Annotated in this window: 15 protein-coding genes; 12 read left to right on the top strand and 3 right to left on the bottom strand. The window is 68.0% G+C overall.

Features of this window, described 5'->3' with window-relative positions:
- The first annotated feature begins 29 nt into the window (after positions 1-29).
- From AB0I94_RS17325 to AB0I94_RS17315, 3 genes are all read left to right on the top strand, one after another.
- Positions 30-341 carry a hypothetical protein gene (locus tag AB0I94_RS17325; RefSeq protein WP_363310416.1) on the top strand — a complete coding sequence of 104 codons (312 nt, stop codon included), beginning with the start codon at positions 30-32 and terminating at the stop codon, positions 339-341.
- 146 nt (positions 342-487) lie between these two features.
- Positions 488-1,609 carry a peptidoglycan bridge formation glycyltransferase FemA/FemB family protein gene (locus AB0I94_RS17320; protein ID WP_363310415.1) on the top strand — a complete coding sequence of 374 codons (1,122 nt, stop codon included), beginning with the start codon at positions 488-490 and terminating at the stop codon, positions 1,607-1,609.
- Between the two features lie 91 nt (positions 1,610-1,700).
- The gene (locus tag AB0I94_RS17315) at positions 1,701-2,732 is read left to right on the top strand and encodes an alanine racemase (RefSeq protein WP_363310414.1); all 1,032 of its coding nucleotides are present in this window, start codon (positions 1,701-1,703) and stop codon (positions 2,730-2,732) included.
- 95 nt (positions 2,733-2,827) lie between these two features.
- Here the strand turns inward: AB0I94_RS17315 and AB0I94_RS17310 are convergent, their stop codons facing one another.
- Together AB0I94_RS17310 and AB0I94_RS17305 are read right to left on the bottom strand one after the other, a co-directional pair.
- Positions 2,828-4,375 carry a glycosyltransferase 87 family protein gene (locus AB0I94_RS17310; RefSeq protein ID WP_363310574.1) on the bottom strand — a complete coding sequence of 516 codons (1,548 nt, stop codon included), beginning with the start codon at positions 4,373-4,375 and terminating at the stop codon, positions 2,828-2,830.
- A 135-nt stretch (positions 4,376-4,510) separates the two neighbouring features.
- Complete coding sequence (locus tag AB0I94_RS17305) at positions 4,511-7,264, bottom strand: transglycosylase domain-containing protein (RefSeq protein ID WP_363310413.1); 2,754 nt, start codon at positions 7,262-7,264, stop codon at positions 4,511-4,513.
- A 373-nt stretch (positions 7,265-7,637) separates the two neighbouring features.
- On the opposite strand from AB0I94_RS17305, the gene AB0I94_RS17300 reads away from it, so the two are divergent.
- The 4 genes from AB0I94_RS17300 (at position 7,638) to AB0I94_RS17285 (ending at position 11,390) form a co-directional block, all read left to right on the top strand.
- The gene (locus AB0I94_RS17300; protein ID WP_363310412.1) at positions 7,638-8,324 is read left to right on the top strand and encodes a helix-turn-helix transcriptional regulator; all 687 of its coding nucleotides are present in this window, start codon (positions 7,638-7,640) and stop codon (positions 8,322-8,324) included.
- A 58-nt stretch (positions 8,325-8,382) separates the two neighbouring features.
- Complete coding sequence (locus AB0I94_RS17295) at positions 8,383-9,465, top strand: inositol-3-phosphate synthase (protein WP_363310411.1); 1,083 nt, start codon at positions 8,383-8,385, stop codon at positions 9,463-9,465.
- Positions 9,466-9,543: 78 nt separating this feature from the next.
- Entirely contained in the window at positions 9,544-10,800 is a 1,257-nt protein-coding gene (locus AB0I94_RS17290; RefSeq protein WP_363310410.1) for an MFS transporter, read from the top strand.
- A 113-nt stretch (positions 10,801-10,913) separates the two neighbouring features.
- Positions 10,914-11,390 carry a hypothetical protein gene (locus tag AB0I94_RS17285; RefSeq protein ID WP_363310409.1) on the top strand — a complete coding sequence of 159 codons (477 nt, stop codon included), beginning with the start codon at positions 10,914-10,916 and terminating at the stop codon, positions 11,388-11,390.
- Between the two features lie 99 nt (positions 11,391-11,489).
- Here AB0I94_RS17285 and AB0I94_RS17280 read toward each other — a convergent pair whose 3' ends face one another.
- Positions 11,490-12,932, bottom strand: a complete 1,443-nt coding sequence (locus AB0I94_RS17280) for a CCA tRNA nucleotidyltransferase (RefSeq protein ID WP_363310408.1) — start codon at positions 12,930-12,932, stop codon at positions 11,490-11,492.
- A gap of 193 nt (positions 12,933-13,125) precedes the next feature.
- Between AB0I94_RS17280 and AB0I94_RS17275 the strand changes: the two genes are divergently transcribed.
- The 5 genes from AB0I94_RS17275 (at position 13,126) to AB0I94_RS17255 (ending at position 21,343) form a co-directional block, all read left to right on the top strand.
- A complete protein-coding gene (locus AB0I94_RS17275) occupies positions 13,126-15,471 on the top strand; it encodes a DUF6049 family protein (protein WP_363310573.1) in 2,346 nt (781 codons plus the stop codon).
- Positions 15,472-15,518: 47 nt separating this feature from the next.
- Positions 15,519-17,771 carry a murein biosynthesis integral membrane protein MurJ gene (murJ, locus tag AB0I94_RS17270; RefSeq protein WP_363310407.1) on the top strand — a complete coding sequence of 751 codons (2,253 nt, stop codon included), beginning with the start codon at positions 15,519-15,521 and terminating at the stop codon, positions 17,769-17,771.
- 118 nt (positions 17,772-17,889) lie between these two features.
- Entirely contained in the window at positions 17,890-19,599 is a 1,710-nt protein-coding gene (locus AB0I94_RS17265; protein WP_363310406.1) for a protein kinase family protein, read from the top strand.
- Positions 19,600-19,631: 32 nt separating this feature from the next.
- Positions 19,632-20,366: an RNA polymerase sigma factor SigM gene (gene sigM / locus AB0I94_RS17260; protein WP_363310405.1), complete on the top strand. Its 735-nt coding sequence runs from the start codon at positions 19,632-19,634 to the stop codon at positions 20,364-20,366.
- Positions 20,363-21,343: a hypothetical protein gene (locus AB0I94_RS17255; RefSeq protein ID WP_363310404.1), complete on the top strand. Its 981-nt coding sequence runs from the start codon at positions 20,363-20,365 to the stop codon at positions 21,341-21,343. Before sigM ends, AB0I94_RS17255 begins: the two co-directional genes overlap by 4 nt.
- Positions 21,344-21,509: the final 166 nt, after the last annotated feature.

Genomic DNA, 21,509 nt, shown 5'->3' with positions numbered 1-21,509 from the left:
GATGCGCCGCCTTCCGCAGGAGGTGCCTCATGGCACAGACATTGCGACCGAATTCCGCCGGCTCTCTCTTCGCCACGGACGGCAAGGCCCATCCCATGCAGGACACGCTGCTCGGCGTGACTCTGATCCTGGGTGCCATCGCCTTCGTCTCGGCGATGTTCCACAACCTCCACCTGCTCAGCTCGTGGGCCGGTCTGGTGGGGATCGCCACGGGCGCGTGGGGACAGTTCATCTCCGAGACGACCCGCGAACGCTTCGGCCTGATCCTCGGCCTCGGAGCCTCGGGGATCGGATTCTTCCTGGGTATGGCCCACGGCGGCCTCTTCGGCGGGCTCTGGTAGCCACCCCCGGACGCCCCCGCCGCGCATGCGCCGGGGGCCGAGGTCCCGTACGCCCAGACGGGGCGCTCTCAGGGCACAGTAGGCTTCGGCGCGAGAGCCGGAGCCCCTGTACCCATGGGGACACACCAGCCCGAGGAGCGCCCCGAATGAGTCTGACCCTGAGGACCATCAGTCGCGAGCAGCATCTGGCGTATATCCAGAGCCTGCCGTCGGCAAGTCATTGCCAGGTCCCGGCATGGGCGGATGTGAAGAGTGAATGGCGTTCGGAGAACCTGGGCTGGTTCGACGACCGGACCGGCGAACTCGTCGGTGCGGGCCTGGTGCTCTACCGGCAGTTGCCCAAGGTGAAGCGCTACCTCGCGTACCTTCCCGAGGGCCCGGTCATCAATTGGTACGCGCCGAATCTGGACGACTGGCTGCAGCCGATGCTCGCGCATCTGAAGCGGCAGGGCGCCTTCTCGGTGAAGATGGGTCCGCCCGTCGTCATCCGGCGCTGGGACGCTCCGGCGATCAAGTCGGGCATCCAGAATCCGGACGTGAAGCGCCTGCGGGACGTCGAGGCCACGCACATCGAGCCGCGTGCCTTCGAGGTCTCCGACCGGCTGCGGAAGATGGGCTGGCAGCAGGGCGAGGACGGCGGTGCCGGCTTCGGTGACGTACAGCCGCGTTACGTCTTCCAAGTGCCGCTGGCCAACCGCTCCTTGGACGAGGTCCTCAAGGGCTTCAACCAGCTGTGGCGACGCAACATCAAGAAGGCCGAGAAGGCCGGCGTCGAGGTCGTCCAGGGTGGTTACGAGGACCTGGCCGAATGGCAGCGCCTCTACGAGATCACCGCGATCCGCGACAAGTTCCGCCCGCGGCCGCTGGGCTACTTCCAGCAGATGTGGCGGGCCCTCAACTCCGAGGACCCCAACCGCATGCGGCTGTACTTCGCGCGGCACAACGGTGTGAACCTGTCCGCGGCGACGATGCTCGTCGTCGGCGGGCACGTCTGGTACTCCTACGGCGCTTCGGACAACATCGGCCGTGAGGTCAGGCCCTCGAACGCGATGCAGTGGCGGATGCTCCGGGACGCCTACGCGCTCGGCGCAACCGTCTATGACTTGCGGGGCATCTCCGACTCTCTGGACGAGACGGACCACCTCTTCGGACTGATTCAGTTCAAGGTGGGCACGGGTGGAGAGGCTGTCGAGTACATCGGCGAGTGGGACTTCCCGCTCAACAAGCTGCTCCACAAGGCGCTCGACATCTACATGTCCCGCCGCTGACCGCAACGACCCGGCACGATTTCGCGCAACCCCCAATACTCTTCATACCTCTGATACACCGCAGCCACGAGAAAGGTTCCGGGATCCGGCCATGGCGCTCACGCTCTATGTCGACACCGCGCGCTGGCGGGCACACCACAAGCACGTGCTGGAGCAGTTCCCGGGAATCGTCCCGGTCTGCAAGGGCAACGGCTACGGCTTCGGTCATGAGCGCCTCGCGGAAGAAGCGACCCGTTTCGGCTCCGACATCCTCGCCGTGGGCACCACGTACGAAGCCGCCCGGATCAAGGACTGGTTCAGCGGCGATCTGCTGGTCCTGACCCCGTTCCGACGGGGCGAGGAGCCCGTGCCGCTGCCCGACCGCGTCATCCGCTCCGTGTCGTCCCTGGACGGCGTACACGGCCTCGTGGGCGCCCGCGTCGTCATTGAGGTCATGTCCTCGATGAAGCGGCACGGCGTGAGCGAGCAGGAGCTCTCACAGCTGCACGCGGCCATCGAGGACGTGCGGCTCGAGGGCTTCGCGATCCACCTGCCGCTGGACCGCACCGACGGCTCGGACGCCGTCGAGGAGGTCATCGGCTGGATGGACCGGCTGCGTGCCGCCCGTCTTCCACTGCACACCATGTTCGTCAGCCACCTCAAGGCCAACGAACTCGCCCGCCTGCAGCAGCAGTTCCCGCAGACGCGCTTCCGCGCCCGCATCGGCACGCATCTGTGGCTGGGTGACCACGAGGCCACCGAGTACCGCGGCGCCGTCCTGGACGTCACGCAGGTGGCCAAGGGCGACCGTTTCGGCTACCGCCAGCAGAAGGTCGCGTCCGACGGCTGGCTGGTCGTCGTCGCGGGCGGCACCTCGCACGGCGTCGGCCTGGAAGCACCGAAGGCGCTGCACGGCATGGTGCCGCGGGCGAAGGGTGTGGCCCGCGCGGGCCTCGCGACCGTCAACCGCAATCTCTCGCCGTTCGTCTGGGGCGGCAAGCAGCGCTGGTTCGCGGAGCCGCCGCACATGCAGGTGTCCATCCTCTTCGTGCCCTCGGACGCGCCGGAGCCGAAGGTGGGCGAGGAGCTGGTGGCCCACCTGCGGCACACCACCACGCAGTTCGACCGCATCCTCGACCGCTGATCGCAGCCGGACCGGCCAACGACTGAAGGGCCGGGAGCGACGGTTGTCGCTCCCGGCCCTTCAGTCGTTCCCGGCCGCCTCGGCGGGCTGTTCGCTCAGGGCGAAACGTCGGTCGGCGTCGATCCCCACCGCACCTGGGGCCCTTCGGTGGAGTGGACCGCATGCCGCGGCGGGCGGGCCGCTTGCCCGAGGACGAAGACGTCCTGTGCGCCGTCCAGGACGCCCCCCGAGGGGTCGTCGTCGCCGGACCGCCGCACCGGGTCTCTCTCCGGCATCAGAATGTCGCGGACGACCACGGCACACAGGTACAGCGTCCCCAGCAGGTGGGCCACGATGGCGAGTTGGTAACCCTCGGTCGGCAGGCCCTTGTGGGCGTCTCCGCTCGTCGTGTACGCGAGGTACAGCCAGATCCCCAGGAAGTACGCGACCTCGCACGCCTGCCAGATCAAGAAGTCACGCCAGCGCGGCCTGGCCAGCGCGGCGAGGGGGATCAGCCACAGGACGTACTGCGGCGAGTAGACCTTGTTGGTGAGGATGAACGCGGCGACCACCAGGAAGGCGAGCTGCGCGAAGCGCGGGCGGCGCGGCGCGGTCAGGCCCAGCGCGCCGACCCCGAGGCAGGCCAGCAGCATCAGGGCCGTCGCCAGGGTGTTGACCGTGTCCGTGGACAGCGGGTCGTCCATGCGCTGCGAGAGGATCAGCCAGAACGATCCGAAGTCGACGCCCCGCTCCTGGCTGAAGGTGTAGAACTTCGCCCAGCCCTCGCGGATGTGGAAACCCGTCGCGTCGTGCGTGATCATCACGGGCAGGTTCACCACGAGCCAGGCGCCGACCGCGGCCCCGGCCGTCATCCAGAGGGCCCGCCAGCGCCCCGCTCGCCAGCACAGAATGAGCAGCGGGCCCAGGAGCAACGCCGGGTAGAGCTTCGCGGCGGTCGCCAAGCCCAACAGGACGCCCGCGGAGATCGCCCCGCCGCGCGCCCACATCAGCATGGCAGCGGCCGTGAGAGCGACGGCGAACAGGTCCCAGTTGATGGTGGCGGTCAGCGCGAAGGCGGGCGCCAGGGCGACCATCAGGCCGTCCCAAGGGCGACGCTTGTGGGTGCGGGCGACACAGACGGCGATGACCGCCGTACAGGCCATCAGCATCCCCGCGTTGACCATCCAGTAGAACTTCTCCTGGTGCTGGATGCTGCCGCTGCCCGGGGTCAGCCAGGAGGCCACCTCCATGAACACGCCGGTCAGCACCGGGTACTCGAGGTACTCCATGTCGCCGGGCAACTTGTCGAAGTAGGGGACGAGCCCATCGGCGAAGCCGCGTCCCTGATAGAGGTGGGGGATGTCGGAGTAACAAGCGTGCGTGTACTGCGAGCTCGCGCCCTGGAACCAGGCGCCGTCGTAGCACGGCATCTTCTGCACCATGCCGAGCGCGAACATCCCGATGGCCACGAGCGCGATGACGCGTACGGGAGTCCACCACGTCGCCGCGTACAGCACTCTGCGGCCGATGGGTCCGCCGATCAGCTCGCTGCCGGCCGCGGCGACCTCATCCTCCTTGGTCGGCCGTACGGGCTCCGGCTGTCGTGCACTAGTGGTTTTGTGCACGCTCGTGCGCGTCGTCTCTGCACTGGGCATGCCGCACATCCTGCCGTACGCGCCTGAGAAGACGACGAGGGCCGCCACACCGGTGCGGTGCGGCGGCCCTCGTCAGCGCTCGGTGGCGCATGTTTCACGTGAAACAGTGCGTTTCACGTGAAACACACGCACAGGAGGGTTCGGTCAGCCGTCCGGGCCGCCGAGCCAGCCTCCTCCGTTGCCGTTCCCGTTGCTATTTCCGCCGCCTGTCGGTTCGTCCGTGACCGGTGGCGACTCCCCGCCGGTACTGCCGTCGGTATCCCCGCCTTCAGTCGCGCCGCCGTTGTTCTCGCACTCCCAGTCCCAGTCGGCACAGGATTCACTGGGGTCGGGGCTTTCCGGCTGGGTCGGCGAGGGTTCACTGTCCGAGGGGGTCGGCGTAGGAGACTCCTCCGGCTCCTCGGACGGGGACGGGGTCGGGCTCGGGGCGGGCGGCGGGGTCTCACCGACGACCTTACCGATCGGCTGCGGGACCGGGAAGTTCTCTACACGCTCGCCCTTCAGGGCCTGCTCCATGTAGTCCTGCCAGATCTGCGCGGGGAACGAGGCACCGTGGATCTTCTCTTCGCCACCCGTGCCGAACATCTCCAGGAACTCGCGCTTCTTGTTCCCTTCGTTGTCGTCGAGGCGGTACATGCTGATCGCGGTCGACAACTGCGGGGTGTACCCGACGAACCACGCGGACTTGTTGCCGTCGGTCGTACCGGTCTTGCCCGCCACCTGGCGGCCGCTCAGCTGGGCCGAGGTGCCCGTGCCCTTCTCTACGACGGTCCGGAGCACGTCGGTGACGTTGTCGGCGACTTCCTCGTCGAAGGCCCGCTTGGTCTGCGGGTCGTGCTGCATGACGTTCTTGCCCTTGTACTCGACCTCCTTCACCGAGTACGGCTCGTTCTGCTTGCCGCTGGTTGCGAAGGTGGAGTAAGCGCCGGCCATGCGGATCGCGCTCGGAGACGACGTACCAAGGGAGAAGGACGGGTAATTGGCGCTGGCCAGGCTGTTCTCCTTGATGCCGGAAGCGATGGCCGCCTCCTTCACCTTGTCCAGACCGACGTCCATACCGAGCTGCACGTAGGCCGAGTTGACGGACTCCCGCATGGCCTCACGGAGGTCGATCTGGTAGGTCGGCGCGTTGTACGACGCGTCACCGTCGTTGGTCTGCAGCCACTCCTTGCCTTCTCGGTCCTTCCAGATGGTGCCGTCGTAATTCTGGATCTTGAGCTTGTTCTTGCCGCTGTAGAGGCTCTTCGGGTTGACGATCGTGCGCTGGTCCTCGCCCTGGTCCGGCGGCCCGTCCTTGGCACGCGTTCCATCCTTGAAAGCCGCTGCCAGCACGAAGGGCTTGAACGTCGAGCCGACCTGCGCGCCGGTCTGATCCGCGTTGTTGGTGAAGTGCCTGGTCGCGTCCTCACCGCCGTAGATGGCCTCGATCGCCCCGGTCTTGGGATTCACGGACGCGCCACCGAACTGGACGTGCGTGTCCTTGTCCGGACGCTGCTTGGGCTTGATCTTCGCCTTGCGAACCTTCTCCACGGACTTCTCGAGCTTGTCGACCTTCGACTTGTCGAAGGTCGTGTGGATCTCGTAGCCGCCCTGCTGGAGGTCATTGGCCGTGATCTGGCCGTCGCTGTTGTTGATCACGTACGCCTTGGCCAGGTCGACCAGATAGCCCACCTGTCCGCCCAGCTGAGCGTTGGAGCGTGGGTTCTCAAGCTTCGGGAACTTCGTGTACTTGTCCCGGACCTCGGCGGTCAGGTGGCCGTCCTTGACCTCTTCGTCAAGGATCCACTTCCAGCGCTTCGTGGCCCGCGCGCGGTTGGCTTGCGGCGAGGCCGCGGGGTCGACCTCGGGGGAGCCCGCCGGGTCGTAGTACGTGGCGCCCTTGAGCACTGTCGCCAGGAGCGCGCACTGGCTGGGGTTCAGCTTGCTGGCGTCCTTGCCGAAGTAGGCGCGGGCCGCTGCCTGGATGCCGTAGGCCCCACGGCCGTAGTAGGCGGTGTTGAGATACCCCGCCATGATCTTCTCCTTGGACTCCTGGCGGCCCACCTTTATGGAGATGAAGAGCTCTTTGAACTTACGCGTGAACGTCTGCGACTGGTCGCCCAGGCGTGCGTTCTTCACGTACTGCTGAGTGATCGTCGAGCCACCCTGGGTCTCGCCGCCCTTGGCCATGTTGACCAGGGCTCGCGCGATACCCATGGGGTCGACGCCCTTGTCGTCCTCGAACGTCTTGTTCTCGGCCGAGATGACGGCGGTGCGCATCGCCTCAGGGATCTTGTCGTAGTCGATGATCTGGCGATTCGTCTCACCACCGGTCGCGACCATCTGCTTGCCGTTGGCCCAGTAGTAGACGTTGTTCTGCGCCTTGGCCGCTTCGTCGACCTTCGGCACCTCCACCAAGGCGTACGCGATGCCCGCGACCGCCATCAGACCACCGAGGAACCCGACGAACAGGCCCGTGACCAGACGCCAGGACGGAACCCAGCGCCGCAGACCGTCCTTGTCCGCGCGCGGGTAGTCGATCAGGCGCTTCTTACGGGGCTCGTGGCCGCCACGGCCTCGGCCACGGCCGGGCCCGTTCGGGCCACCTCCACCGCGTCGACCACCACCACCGGCGCCTCCGCGCCCGGCGCCGGCTCCGTCGGCCGCTCTGCGGCGGCCTCCACCCGCGCCGACAGCGCCACTGCGCTGCGCGGCACGGCGGGCCTCGGCACGGCCGCCGTAGGAACGGTCCCCGTCATCAGGGGCCCCTGCTCCGTGCGAGCCGGTTGAGGAAGTGGGCGATCCAGTGGCGCCACGCGGTGCCGCGCGGCGACCCGACGACGCGTCGGGGACGCCACGTCTGGCCGCGGCGCGTCCGCCGCCCTGCGGCTGCGGCGGTTTGCGACGGTGCTCGCTCATCGAACGATTACTCCTCGGGCAGGCGCAGGTATCCGCGCCTGGAAACGGCGGCTGGTTTCCGGTCCCCCCGAAGTACGGATGCACCGTCGTCGACGCTCATCCGCACTACACCAGGGTCAACGACGCCCTCACGCGTCACTTGGTTCCCGGCGGTCTGCATGGCGCACAGACTACGCACCGTCAAAACCCTCTTAGGGCAGAAGTTCACCCCAAATCAGGCAAGTTACTTCCTACGAATCGGTGATGTGATCCCGTTCACCGTTTCCCCCCTTGCCTCAGCAGACGGGTCGTTCTATCGTCTCGATGTATCGAGTCGATACATCAGCTCGGCATAAAGACCGTGTCGACAGACGCTGGCAGAGGGGAGGCGAAGATGAGCAGACGCTCCGGCATCCTCGAGTTCGCCGTCCTGGGCCTGCTGCGCGAGTCCCCGATGCACGGCTATGAGCTGCGTAAACGCCTCAATACTTCGCTGGGAGTGTTCCGCGCCTTCAGCTACGGGACGCTCTACCCCTGCCTCAAGACGCTGGTCGCCAATGGCTGGTTGATCGAGGAAACGGGCGGCGCCCCCGAGGAGGCCCTCGCGGCTCCCCTCTCCGGGCGCCGCGCCAAGATCGTCTATCGGCTGACGGCGGAAGGTAAGGAGCACTTCGAGGAGCTGCTCTCCCAGACCGGCCCCGACGCGTACGAGGACGAACACTTCGCCGCCCGCTTCGCCTTCTTCGGGCAGACCTCGCGGGACGTACGCATGCGGGTGCTCGAGGGGCGTCGCAGCCGCCTCGAGGAGCGTCTGGAGAAGATGCGCGCCTCCCTGGCACGTACCCGGGAGCGCCTGGACGACTACACGCTTGAGCTGCAGCGGCACGGAATGGAGTCCGTGGAGCGCGAAGTGCGCTGGCTGAACGAGCTCATCGAGAGCGAGCGAGCGGGACGGGACCAGCAACGGTCCGCCCCGGACAGCTCCGCTCAGCACGACAGCACATCTGGGGAGTCGGGCGGCCTGCCCCGGCGGCGGAACGAGAACCCGCCGCCGGATCCGTCCGATGACACCGCCAAGTGAGGCCCCGCGGTTTCGCAGGGTCTCTTCCGGAATACACAGATCACAGGGAGCAACCGGAATGGGTTCGGTTCGCGTAGCCATCGTCGGCGTGGGCAACTGCGCCGCCTCGCTGGTCCAGGGCGTCGAGTACTACAAGGACGCAGACCCGGACGCCAAGGTCCCGGGCCTGATGCACGTCCAGTTCGGCGAGTACCACGTCGGTGACGTCGAGTTCGTCGCCGCCTTCGACGTGGACGCCAAGAAGGTCGGCCTCGACCTCTCGGATGCCATCGGCGCCAGCGAGAACAACACCATCAAGATCTGCGACGTGCCGAACAGGGGCGTCACCGTCCAGCGCGGCCACACCCTCGACGGCCTGGGCAAGTACTACCGCCAGACCATCGAGGAGTCCGACGAGACCCCGGTCGACATCGTCCAGATCCTCAAGGACAAGCAGGTCGACGTCCTCGTCTGCTACCTCCCCGTCGGTTCCGAGGACGCGGCGAAGTTCTACGCGCAGTGCGCCATCGACGCCAAGGTCGCCTTCGTCAACGCCCTCCCGGTCTTCATCGCCGGCACCAAGGAGTGGGCCGACAAGTTCACCGAGGCGGGCGTCCCGATCGTCGGCGACGACATCAAGTCCCAGGTCGGCGCCACTATCACGCACCGCGTGATGGCGAAGCTGTTCGAGGACCGCGGTGTCCGTCTCGAGCGCACCATGCAGCTCAACGTCGGCGGCAACATGGACTTCAAGAACATGTTGGAGCGCGACCGCCTCGAGTCCAAGAAGATCTCGAAGACGCAGTCCGTCACCTCGCAGATCCGCGACCGTGACATGGGCGCCGACAACGTCCACATCGGCCCGTCGGACTACGTGGCGTGGCTCGACGACCGCAAGTGGGCGTACGTCCGCCTCGAGGGCCGCGCCTTCGGTGACGTCCCGCTGAACCTGGAGTACAAGCTCGAGGTCTGGGACTCCCCGAACTCGGCCGGTGTCATCATCGACGCCCTGCGCGCCGCGAAGATCGCCAAGGACCGCGGCATCGGTGGCCCGATTCTCTCCGCGTCCTCGTACTTCATGAAGTCCCCGCCGGTGCAGTACTTCGACGACGAGGCGTACGAGAACGTCGAGAAGTTCATCAAGGGCGAGGTCGAGCGCTAAAGCTCTTCCCTTGAACGGCTGTTGAGGGTCCCCGGGCAATCCGCCTGGGGACCCTCCTCGTATGTGAGGCTGTGCCCCATGGCTGTCGTCGGTGACCTGCGCGTACTGCTGCGCCTGCGGGACTTCCGGCGCCTGCTCGCCGTGCGGCTGATCTCCCAGGGCGCGGACGGCGTCTATCAGGTGGCCCTCGCCACGTACGTCGTCTTCTCACCGGAGAAGCAGACCTCGCCGGGTGCGATCGCCTCCGCGATGGCGGTGTTGCTCCTGCCGTACTCGCTGATCGGCCCCTTCGCCGGGGTACTCCTCGACCGCTGGCCACGCCGTCAGGTTTTTCTGTACGGCAATCTGCTGCGGGCCGCTCTCGCCGCGCTGACCGCGGTACTGATCCTGAGCGGCGTGCCGGACTGGCTGTTCTACGCCTCCGCGCTCTGCGTCACGGCCGTCAACCGTTTCGTCCTCGCCGGACTCTCGGCGGCGCTGCCGCGCGTGGTCGATGCCGAGCGCCTGGTGATGGCCAACTCCCTTTCACCGACCGCCGGGACGCTCGCCGCCACCGTGGGTGGTGGTCTCGCGTTCGTCGTGCGCCTGTTGGGCTCCGACTCGGACGCGGTGGTCGTCCTTCTCGGGGCCGCCCTGTATCTCTGCGCGGCGCTCGCCTCGCTGCGGATGGCGCGTGAACTCCTCGGGCCGGACCCGGAACTGGTGCAGCCCCGGATAGGCGCCTCACTGGCCGGTACGGCGCGAGACCTGGCGGCCGGGGTGCGGCATCTGGCGCAGCGGCGCCCGGCCGCCCGTGCCCTCCTCGCGATGACGCTCATGCGGTTCTCCTACGGCGCCTTGTCCGTCATGGTCCTGATGCTCTGCCGGTACGCCTGGTCGTCCTCGGAGTCCGACGGACTGGCCCTGCTCGGGCTCGCCGTGGGGGTCTCGGGGGCGGGCTTCTTCGCTGCGGCCGTACTGACTCCCTGGGCGGTGAGCCGACTGACGGCCGGCGGCTGGATCGTCACCTGCGCCGGTGCCGCGGCGGTCCTGGAACCGGCGCTCGCCCTGCCCTTCACACCCGCCCCGCTGCTCATCGCCGCGTTCCTGCTGGGCCTGACGACGCAGGGAGCGAAGATCGCCACGGACACGGTGGTGCAGGCGACGGTGGACGACAGCTTCCGTGGCCGGATCTTCTCGGTCTACGACGTCCTGTTCAACGTCGCTTTCGTCGGTGCGGCAGGAGTAGCCGCGCTGATGCTGCCACCTGACGGGCGATCGGTCCCGCTGGTGATCACGGTCGCCGTTATCTACGCAGCAATTACTGCTGCTATGACCCGGTTTGACGTGCAGTAAGTGTCACATCAGTGACACAGAGCACCTCTGGGCTTCAGAGATGTCACTCCGTCCCTATAACTTACGGACGTCGTATCCGCGCCATCGCGCTTCCGTTCGAGGGGGATCCTCAAGTGACTACTCCGCCCCAGGGCCAGAATCCGTACGGCCAGGGCGTGCAGCCGCATCCCGGCCAGCCGGCACAGCCCGGCCAGCCCACCGTGCCGCAGCAGCCCTACCCGCCGTACAACCAGGGGGCGCCGGTTCCTCCTCCGGCCGCGCCGCGTGGTGGTGGACGCGGCAAGAAGCTCATGCTGCGCATCGGCGGCTTCATCGTCGTCGCCATCCTCATAGCCGTCGGCAAGTGGTACTTCGGCCAGAGCGACGCCGAGACCACCGCCGTCGGTGACTGCCTGCACAACAAGGGCACCCAGTCGCAGCCCGACCTGAAGAACACCGACTGCTCCTCGAGCGACGCCGAGTTCGAGGTCATCGAGAAGTTCGACAACACGAGCAGCGTCAGCAAGTGCGAAGCGGTCAAGGGGACCGAGGTCTCCTACTACCAGACCGGTGGCAGCCACGACGTGGTGCTCTGCCTGAAGAACAAGTAACGGCATTACGAAGGGGCACTGTTTCACGTGAAACAGTGCCCCTTCGCATGTCCGGATCCGGTGCGATGTTTCACGTGAAACATCGCACCTCGCCTCATCTCACTTCTGCGCGGCCCACCACTCCTTGAGAGCCGCGACCGCCGTCTCCCGCTCCATCGGCCCGTTCTCCAGCCGCAGCTCCAGAAGGAACTTGTAGGCCTGGCCGATCACCGGGCCCGGTCGCACATCCAGGATCTCCATGATCTCGTTGCCGTCCAGGTCAGGGCGGATCGAGTCCAGCTCCTCCTGCTCCTGAAGCCGCGCGATGCGCTCCTCCAGGCCGTCGTACGCACGCGACAGCGCATTGGCCTTTCGCTTGTTACGCGTCGTGCAGTCGGACCGGGTCAGCTTGTGCAGCCGGTCGAGAAGGGGGCCCGCGTCGCGTACGTAACGGCGTACGGCGGAGTCCGTCCACTCGCCCGTCCCGTAGCCATGGAAGCGCAGGTGCAGCTCCACCAGGCGCGAGACGTCCTTCACGAGCTCATTGGAGTACTTGAGCTCTGTCATCCGCTTCTTGGTCATCTTGGCGCCCACCACCTCGTGGTGGTGGAAGGAGACCCGGCCGTCGTCCTCGAAGCGCCGCGTCCGCGGCTTCCCGATGTCGTGCAGGAGCGCCGCGAGCCGCAGTGTCAGGTCCGGGCCGTCCTCCTCCAGCGCCATCGCCTGCTCGAGGACGATCAACGAGTGGTCGTAGACGTCCTTGTGACGGTGGTGCTCGTCACTCTCCAGACGCAGCGCCGGAAGCTCGGGCAGCACGCGCTCGGCGATGCTTGTGTCGACAAGTAGAGCCAGTCCCTTCGCCGGGTGCGGCGAGAGGATCAGCTTGTTCAGTTCGTCACGGACACGCTCCGCGGAGACGATGTCGATGCGCTCGGCCATCGCCTTCATCGCGGCGACGACCTCCGGAGCCACCTCGAAATCAAGCTGCGCGGCGAACCGGGCGGCCCGCATCATCCGCAGCGGGTCGTCGGAGAAGGAGTCCTCCGGGGTGCCGGGGGTACGCAGAGCGCGCTCCGCCAGGTCCTCAAGCCCTCCGTGCGGGTCGATGAACTCCTTCTCCGGCAGAGCGACGGCCATCGCGTTGACGGTGAAATCACGGCGTACGAGGTCCTCCTCGATGGAGTCGCCGTACGACACCTCGGGCTTGCGCGAGGTCCTGTCGTAGGCCTCGGACCGATATGTCGTGACTTCGATCTGGTAGCCGTCTTTCTGGCTCCCGACGGTGCCGAAGGCGATCCCGACCTCCCAGACAGAGTCCGCCCACGGCCTGACGATCTTCAGTACGTCCTCGGGGCGGGCATCCGTCGTGAAGTCCAGGTCGTTGCCGAGCCGGCCAAGGAGCGCGTCTCTGACCGACCCGCCGACCAGGGCGAGAGAGAACCCGGCCTCCTGGAAACGGCGGGCAAGGTCGTCCGCGACAGGGGACACACGCAGCAGTTCACTGACCGCGCGGCGCTGCACCTGACTCAGTGCGCTGGAATTTTCTTCATTGGCGTTCGGCACAACAGAAAAGGGTACGTGCCCCGGACGCCCCGAGCCGCCCCGTTTTCGGCGGGGCCTCTCAGGCCGCGCGCCCCTCTCCGGCCAGGTCTTCCGATCATGTGGAGCAGTCCGCGGCACTTCGCCACAGCGCACCTCGTTACCATGCGTGGACGCACAACCGACGACCACTGACGACGACGAGGACGGGCAACGCGTGGCCGAGGCGGCAGACTTCCCGGGGACCAGTCCCTCACCTGCCCGCCGGTGGCTGAGGCGTACGGCAGCGTTGCTGGCTGTGGCCCCCTTGCTGGCCGGCATGGTGCAGCTGTCGGCTGAGCCGGCCGCGCACGCGACGACGCCGAGCGCGCCGGCAGACGCCACCGGTTCGAACACGGTCGACGTCTCGCTCGACAAACTCACGCCCACTGCCCCGTCGGACGGTGACACGCTCACGGTCTCCGGCACCGTCACCAACGAGGGCAAGCAACCGGTGACGGGGGCGCAGGTCGGGCTCCGCCTGGGGCCGGTCCTCAACGGCCGGAGCCAGATCGACTCCGCGGCCAAGCGCACCGGCTACCGGCCGGGAGCCGACGGCACGGAGGTCGGCGGCAAGTACGTCAAGAAGTTCTCCAAGCTCGCCCCCGGCATCCGCCAGGACTTCAGCATCTCCGTCCCGGTCAAGGCCCTGGACCTCGGCGCCGACGGCGTCTACCAGCTGGGCGTCTCGCTCACGGGCCGGACCACGGCCCAGCCGTGGACCCAGGTGCTCGGCTTCGAGCGGACCTTCCTGCCGTGGCAGGCGGACGCCGCCGACACCAAGACCAAGACGACCTACCTGTGGCCGCTCATCTCCACCTCGCACCTCACGGCGGAGACCGGCTCGGACGAACAGCAGACGCCCGTCTTCACGGACGACGACCTGGCCAAGGAACTCGCTCCCGGCGGTCGCCTGGAGCAGATGCTGTCCCTCGGCCGCCAGCTCGATGTCACGTGGGTCGTCGATCCTGACCTGCTGGCCTCGGTCGACCACATGACGCGGAACTACCGGGTGCAGACCGCCGATGGCAAAGGCACCACAGCGGGCAGGAACCAGGCGGTCGCCAAGGAGTGGCTCAACAAGCTCGAGCAGACCGTGCAGGACGAGAAGGTCGTCGCGCTGCCCTTCGCCGATCCCGACCTGGCCTCGCTGGCCCACAACGGCAGGGCCGTCACCGGCTCCCTGGGACAGCTCAAGGACGCCACCGACGCGGGGGTGATGGCCGTGGATTCCATCCTCCACGTCAAGCCTCAGTCGGACTTCGCGTGGCCCGTGGAAGGCGCCCTCGATCCGTCGATCGTCGACGTCTCCACCTCCGCCGGAGCTCACTCGGTGATCGTCCGGAGCGACAGCCTGCGTGAGGGTGACGCGCTGCCGTACACGCCCAACGCCGCCCGGCCCATCGGCGGCGGCACGACGGCCATAGTGGCCGACGCACGCCTCTCCACGGCCTTCCAGGGCGACATGACGGGGGCCGAGAACTCCACGCTCGCCGTGCAGCAGTTCCTCGCCCAGAGCCTGATGGTCACCCTGCAGGATCCGGACAGGCAGCGCAGCATCGTCGTGGCCCCGCAGCGCATGCCCTCCGCCAGCCAGGCCCAGACGATGGCGAAGGCCCTGACCGCTCTCTCCGACGAGCGCTGGACCGAGCCGCAGGACCTGTCGGCGGCGGCGAAGGCGAAGCCGGACCCGGCGGCCACGACCCAGGTGCCGTCGGCCAAGGCCTATCCGGCGTCGCTCCGCAAGCAGGAGCTGCCGAAGTCGGCCTTCCTGTCGATTCAGGGCACCCAGAACAAGCTCAAGCGCTTCCAGACGATCCTCAGCGAGCCGGACCGCGTCATCACGCCCTTCGGGCGGGCCATAGACCGCGAAATGTCGACGTCCTGGCGGGGCAGGGCCGCCGAGGCGGCGACATTCCGTCAGGGCGTGGGGCGCTACCTGACCACGCTCGTCGAACAAGTGGCGCTGATCGACAAGTCTGACGCGAAGCTCTCGGGGCGCAGCGCGACGATCCCTGTGACGGTGCAGAACAACCTGGTCCAGGGCGTCGACCACATGGTTCTGCGCCTGACGTCGGAGAACCCCACGCGACTGAAGATCGACGGCGAGGCCTATTCGGAGCGGCCGGTCAAGGTCTCGGGCGGGCACGCCCAGTCGGTGAAGTTCACCACCACCGCCAATGCCAACGGCCCGGTCCCCGTCTACGCCCAGCTCTACACCGAGGACGGCCAGCCGTACGGCGACCGAGTTCAGTTCGATGTGAACGTCACCGAGATCACCCTCACGGTGATGCTGGTCATCGCGGGCGGCGTGCTGCTCCTCGTCCTCGCCGGATTCCGGATGTACACCCAGCGCAAGCGGGCCGCCCGGAAGCCGGTCGAGGAAGGCTCGGAGGACGGTCACGACGGCGAGCCCGGCGCAGAGCCGGGGCAGGACGACCCTGAGCAGCCGAGTGACCCGACCCCGGACACCGCTCCGGAAAGCACCGGCCCGTCGGACACGGGTGAGAGAGTGGACCGTTGAGCGATGTCGTGGCCGGTGGGCCCGGGGACGATGAGGTGGGGTAATCCATGAACGCGCCGTACGACGGTGACCGTGGCCAGGGCGCGGGCGGTTCCGGTCCTCCTGAGGACGGGCAGGTGCCACCTCAGCCTGCCCCTGATGCGTACCTCCAGGACGCCTACGACCAGGACCCCTACCGGGCTCAGGACCTAGCCGCGCAGGACCCGGTGAACGAGGCGCTGTACGACCGCGCCGCGCACCCCCCGCCGCCACCCGGCTACTACCAGGATGCCCAGCCGCTCTACGCACAGCCGCCCTCCCCTCAGCACGCTCCGGACCCTCGCGTCTGGGCGCAGACACCGGCCCCCGAACCCGAAGGCCCGACCCGGCACCTCCCGTACGGCGACGACGCCCGAACGACGCAGTTCGTGGGCGTCGACGACCTGGTCACCCAGGCCGGCGAGGAGCGCCACGAGCCGGACGCCTTCGCCCACCTCTTTCGGGACCAGCAGGCGGGCGGCTACCGCGAGCAGCCTGGCGGCCACCAACAGGACGGCTACCCTCAGGGCAACGGCTACCCCCAGAGCAACGGCTACCAGCAGCAGGCCGGCTACCAGCCTCCCGAGCCTCCACTGGTCCCGGCCCCGGCAGCTCCCCCGGCCCCCGAACCCGCCCCCAAGCCGGGCGGCGGCGGACGGGCGGCGAGCCTGCTGAAGTCGAGCGCGGTGATGGCTGCGGGGACGATGGTCTCCCGGCTCACCGGTTTCGTGCGCACCATGGTGATCACCGCGGCCCTCGGCGCCGCGACGCTCGGTGACGCCTGGACCGTCGCGTACACGCTGCCGACGATGATCTACATTCTGACCGTCGGCGGTGGCCTCAACTCGGTCTTCGTGCCACAGCTGGTGCGTGCCATGAAGGACGACAAGGACGGCGGGGAGGCCTACGCCAACCGCCTCCTGACCCTCGTCATGGTCGCGCTCGGCCTCATCGTCGCCCTGGCCGTCTTCGCGGCGCCGCTGCTGGTCAAGCTGATGTCGACCCCCATCGCGAACGATGAGGCGGCCAACAACGTCGCGGTCACCTTCGCCCGCTACTGCCTGCCCACGATCTTCTTCATGGGCGTACACGTGGTGATGGGCCAAATCCTCAACGCCCGTGGGAAGTTCGGCGCGATGATGTGGACCCCGGTCCTCAACAACATCGTCATGATCTTCACGTTCGGCCTGTTCATCTGGGTCTACGGAACGTCCGGCGACTCGGGCATGAAGGTCGAGTCGATCCCGGCGGACGGTGTCCGTCTCCTGGGCATCGGCACCCTGCTCGGTCTGATCGTCCAAGCCCTGGCGATGATCCCGTATCTGCGCGAGACGGGCTTCAGGTTCCGGCCGCGCTTCGACTGGAAGGGCCACGGCCTCGGCAAGGCGGTCAAGCTCGCCAAGTGGACGGTGCTCTTCGTCCTCGCCAACCAGGCCGGCGTCCTCGTCGTCACCCAGCTGGCCACCGCTGCGGGCAAGGCCTCCGGCAAGGACGGCTCGGGCATCATGGCCTACTCCAACGCCCAGCTGATCTGGGGCATGCCGCAGGCCATCATCACCGTCTCCGTCATGGCGGCCATGCTGCCCCGCATCTCGCGGTCGGCCCACGACAACGACCCCGGCGCGGTGCGCGACGACATCTCGCAGGGACTGCGCACCTCCGCGGTGGCGATCGTCCCGGTCGCCTTCGCGTTCGTCGCCCTCGGCGTCCCGATGTGCACCCTGCTCTTCGCCTCCAGCGGCAGCCAGGCCGCCCAGTCCATGGGCTTCGTCCTGATGGCGTTCGGCCTGGGGCTGATCCCGTACTCGGTGCAGTACGTCGTCCTGCGCGGCTTCTACGCCTACGAGGACACCCGGACGCCCTTCTACAACACGGTCATCGTGGCCGCCGTCAACGCGGCGGCGAGCGTCCTCGCCTACGTCCTCCTGCCCGCGGAGTGGGCCGTGGTCGGCATGGCCGCCTCGTACGGCCTCGCCTACGCGGTCGGTGTCGGTGTCGCCTGGCGCAGGCTGCGCAACCGCCTCGGTGGCGATCTGGACGGCGGCCGAGTCCTGCGTACGTACGCCCGGCTGGCCATGGCCTGCATCCCCGCAGCCCTCCTCGCCGGCGCCGCCGGCTACGCGATCCTCAAGGCTCTGGGTGATGGCGCCGGCGGTTCTCTCATCGCCTTGGTGGTCGGTGGAATCATCCTCGGAGGCGTCTTCTTCGTTGCCGCCCGAAAGATGCGGATTGCGGAGCTCAATGCGATGGTCGGGATGGTTCGCGGCCGTCTCGGACGGTGAGATACAGGGGTTCGCACAACCATCACCGGCCACCGCGTGTCGTGCATAGCGCCGGACTGTGGGCACAATTGGCTTTGGCGTCTGACGAAGCGCGATGGATGGGGAGGCAGGAACGACGGTGGCGGAACGGAGCACGGCTGCCGTCGACGTGGCAGACAACAGCGGCGATGAGCCGCTGACCGCGAAGGCGGACGAGGCCACGGCCGACGGGGTGGCCCAGACCCGGGAGCGGGAAACGGCAGAAGAAGGCGCAGCAGAGATTGGTGAGCCCATGGGCGCGGGGGCGGCAACACCCCCTGAGTTGCACAGTGGCCACAAGCTCGCCAGACGCTACCGACTCGAAGAGTGCGTCACCCGTCTGGACGGTTTCAGCAGCTGGCGTGCGGTGGACGAGAAGCTCCGCCGGGCCGTCGGCGTGCATCTGCTGCCCGCCGACCATCCACGGGCACGATCGGTGCTCGCCGCGGCCCGCTCGTCGGCACTGCTCGGCGACCCCCGGTTCGTCCATGTCCTGGACGCGGTCGAGGAGAACGACCTCGTCTACGTGGTGCACGAATGGCTGCCCGACGCCACGGAACTGACAGCGCTGCTCGCGGCGGGTCCTCTTGAGGCGCACGACGCGTATCAGCTCGTCAGTCAGGTCGCCCAGGCCATGGCGGCCGCCCACCGTGAAGGGCTCGCCCACCTGCGGCTGACCCCGAGCGCGGTGCTGCGGACGTCCTCCGGTCAGTACCGCATCCGCGGCCTCGCCGTGAACGCGGCGCTGCGTGGCATCAGTTCAGACACCCCGCAACGCACGGACACCGAAGCGGTCGGTGCGCTCCTGTACGCCTCGCTGACCCAGCGCTGGCCGTACGAGGACGACGCGTACGGCCTCTCCGGCCTGCCCAAGGGCGTCGGCTTGATCGCCCCCGACCAGGTGCGCGCAGGCGTGCACAGGGGGCTCTCCGAGCTGGCCATGCGTGCGCTCGTGAACGAGGGTGCGACGGCCTCCCGCCAGGAGCCACCGTGCACGACGCCGGAGGAGTTGGTGAAGGCGATCGGTGAGATGCCACGCATCCGCCCGCCGGAGCCCGCCTTCACCGCCCCGCCCGAGTACCAGCGCACGACCTACCAGCAGGGCACCTACGGCCGCACCACGCCCCGCCCCGGTGTCACCCAGCCCGTGCCGACCCCTCCGCCCCCGCTGCAGAGCCGTACCGGTAAGGCCCTCAAGTGGGCCGTGTCCGCTCTGCTCATCGCGGCCTTGGGCCTCGGCAGCTGGCAGCTCGCGGACGCGTTGATGGACCGGGGGAAGTCCGAGGATCCGGGCAGCGCCGACACATCCGACGACGGTGACAAGAGCAAGCCGAAGACCACGCATCCGATCAAGATCGTGAACGGTGAGGAGTACGTCCTCAAGGGCGGCCCACAGGACCTCTCGGGCGTCCCCAATACGTACGACGGTGACAACTCGACGTACTGGCGGTCCAAGAGCTTCATAGAGGGCCCCAAGCTGGCCCCGTACAAGCCCGGCGTCGGTATCGTCTACGACCTGGGCAAGGAAGAGGACGTGTCGGCCGCGTCGCTCGGGCTCCGCTACGGCGGCGACCACACCACGGTCGAGCTGTACGCCGCGGACTCCCTGTCCTCGTCGACGTCCCCGAGCTCCATGAAGAAGATCGGGAGCGTCACGACCAACGGCCAGACCGCGAAGATCACGGCGAAGAAGCCGGTCGCCACGCGGTACGTACTGGTCTGGCTCACCGATGTACCGCAGTCACCACGTGACGAGTACAGCAGCGCCGGGTACAAGCAGGCCATCACGGACGTGAAGTTCACGGGCTGAGGCCGAGGCTCATCGGGGGAGGGGGTTCGACGGTGGATGACACCACGCACGGCGAGATGAGCGATCAGGACCTCCTGGCCCGACATGTGGCAGGAGACAAGGACGCCTTCGGCGAACTCGTCCGGCGACATCGCGACCGTCTGTGGGCCGTCGCCCTGCGCACGCTGGGCGACCGCGAGGAAGCCGCTGACGCCGTCCAGGACGCTCTGGTCTCCGCCTACCGCGCCGCCCACACCTTTCGCGGGCAGTCGGCCGTCACGACGTGGCTGCACCGGATCACCGTGAACGCCTGCCTCGACCGGGCCCGCAAGGCGGCATCTCGCAAGACCTCTCCCATCGACGACAACGAACGGTTCGAGCAGCTCCTCGAACCGCACGAGTCAGCGGAAGCCCCTGTCGAGCGCGGCGATCTGCACCGCGAGCTCATCGAGGCGCTGGGCACTCTGCCGCACGACCAGCGCGCCGCCCTGGTCCTGGTGGACATGCAGGGCTATCCCGTGGCCGAGGCGGCCCGCGTGCTCGAGGTGCCCACCGGCACCGTGAAGAGTCGCTGCGCACGCGGCAGAGCCAGACTCCTGCCGCTGCTCACCCACCTGCGTACGGAGCCCCGTAAGCAGAGCGGAGACAGCGGCGACGAGACAGAGGGCAGGAAGTCCGGCCCGGGAAGGAACCGGACGCAGGGGACCTCCGTCCCACCTGCAGCGGGACCACGGGATGCGGGACCAAGCGATTCAGCTGCTGTGAAGGGCGGAGGTGGGCGAGCGTGACAACCACGACCGATTCGGCCGGGCACCCAGAAGTCGCCGAGATCTCCGACCTCACGGAGGGGCTGCTCACTCCGGACCGGACCGTCGACGTCCGGCGGCACCTGGACGGCTGCGTGCTCTGTGCCGATGTCTACGACTCCCTGGAGGAGATCCGCGGCATGCTCGGCACCCTGCCGGGGCCGCCACGGATGCCTGCCGATGTCGCCGGCCGCATCGACGCGGCGCTGGCCGCGGAAGCGCTCCTTGACTCCATCGCACCCGGCTCCGTCGCGTCGGTCGATCCGGAATCTCTGCTCGAGCCCGCTGCCACCGTGCGCGTTTCACGTGAAACATCGCCCGCCCCCGCTGAGCCCTCCGCCTCCCCCCAGCCTTCTCCCTCCCCTGCCTCCAGTCCGCCTGCGGACCGGCCCGCGGGCCACCCCCGCGCTGCCACTGGACCCGGACGACGCAGCCGCTTCCGGAGCGGTCGTCGGCGCAACGCGGTACTCGGTGCCGTCTTCACGGCCGCCGCCATCGGTCTGGGGTCCTTGTTGCTGCAGAACGTGGGTAACGACTCGGGCGGTACGGGCGAAGCGCCTGCGGACCACAGCGACTCCGCGCACGCCTTCTCCGAGGGCAACCTCAAGGGCCAGGTGACGGACCTGCTCGCCAAGGCGCCCACCAAGGCCCCCGAGTCCGGCAGCGAGAAGCCGTCCTTCGACGTGCGGTCCAGCCCGGAGTCCCCGAAGGAACAGAAGATGCGCGAGTCCACGGTCACCGTCCCGGCGTGCATCCAGCTCGGGATCGGCGACAGGACACCGCTCGCCGCCGAAGAGGGCACCTATAAGGGGAAGGACGCCTACCTCGTCGTGGCGTCCCACGACTCCGACCCCACGAAGGTCTCCGCGTACGTCGTCGACGCGACGTGCCTGGACAAGGCGTCTTCCGCCGACGCTGCGGGCAAGGTACTGCTGACCAATTCCTACGCGCGGCCCTGACCGTCTCACCTCGGCGGCAGAAGACTCGGCTCACCGTGGCATCCTGACGTCCCTGACATGCTTCCGTGCGCTCGGACACGTCGGGAATGCATGCCCCGTAGGATCCGTTGGGTGGGGTGAGAGACCTGAGACAGGCACCCGCCAGCAGTACGCAGCAGTCTCCAGA

It is taken from the genome of Streptomyces sp. NPDC050147 (genome assembly GCF_040660195.1).
GTDB lineage: Bacteria > Actinomycetota > Actinomycetes > Streptomycetales > Streptomycetaceae > Streptomyces.
This window is presented reverse-complemented; position numbering and strand designations above follow the sequence as displayed.

Bases quoted from the DNA above. Each gene is read 5' to 3' on its own strand.
- AB0I94_RS17325 (WP_363310416.1), top strand. From the start codon at position 30: ATGGCACAGACATTGCGACCGAATTCCGCCGGCTCTCTCTTCGCCACG.
- AB0I94_RS17320 (WP_363310415.1), top strand. From the start codon at position 488: ATGAGTCTGACCCTGAGGACCATCAGTCGCGAGCAGCATCTGGCGTAT.
- AB0I94_RS17315 (WP_363310414.1), top strand. From the start codon at position 1,701: ATGGCGCTCACGCTCTATGTCGACACCGCGCGCTGGCGGGCACACCAC.
- AB0I94_RS17310 (WP_363310574.1), bottom strand. From the start codon at position 4,375: ATGTGCGGCATGCCCAGTGCAGAGACGACGCGCACGAGCGTGCACAAA.
- AB0I94_RS17305 (WP_363310413.1), bottom strand. From the start codon at position 7,264: ATGAGCGAGCACCGTCGCAAACCGCCGCAGCCGCAGGGCGGCGGACGC.
- AB0I94_RS17300 (WP_363310412.1), top strand. From the start codon at position 7,638: ATGAGCAGACGCTCCGGCATCCTCGAGTTCGCCGTCCTGGGCCTGCTG.
- AB0I94_RS17295 (WP_363310411.1), top strand. From the start codon at position 8,383: ATGGGTTCGGTTCGCGTAGCCATCGTCGGCGTGGGCAACTGCGCCGCC.
- AB0I94_RS17290 (WP_363310410.1), top strand. From the start codon at position 9,544: ATGGCTGTCGTCGGTGACCTGCGCGTACTGCTGCGCCTGCGGGACTTC.
- murJ (WP_363310407.1), top strand. From the start codon at position 15,519: ATGAACGCGCCGTACGACGGTGACCGTGGCCAGGGCGCGGGCGGTTCC.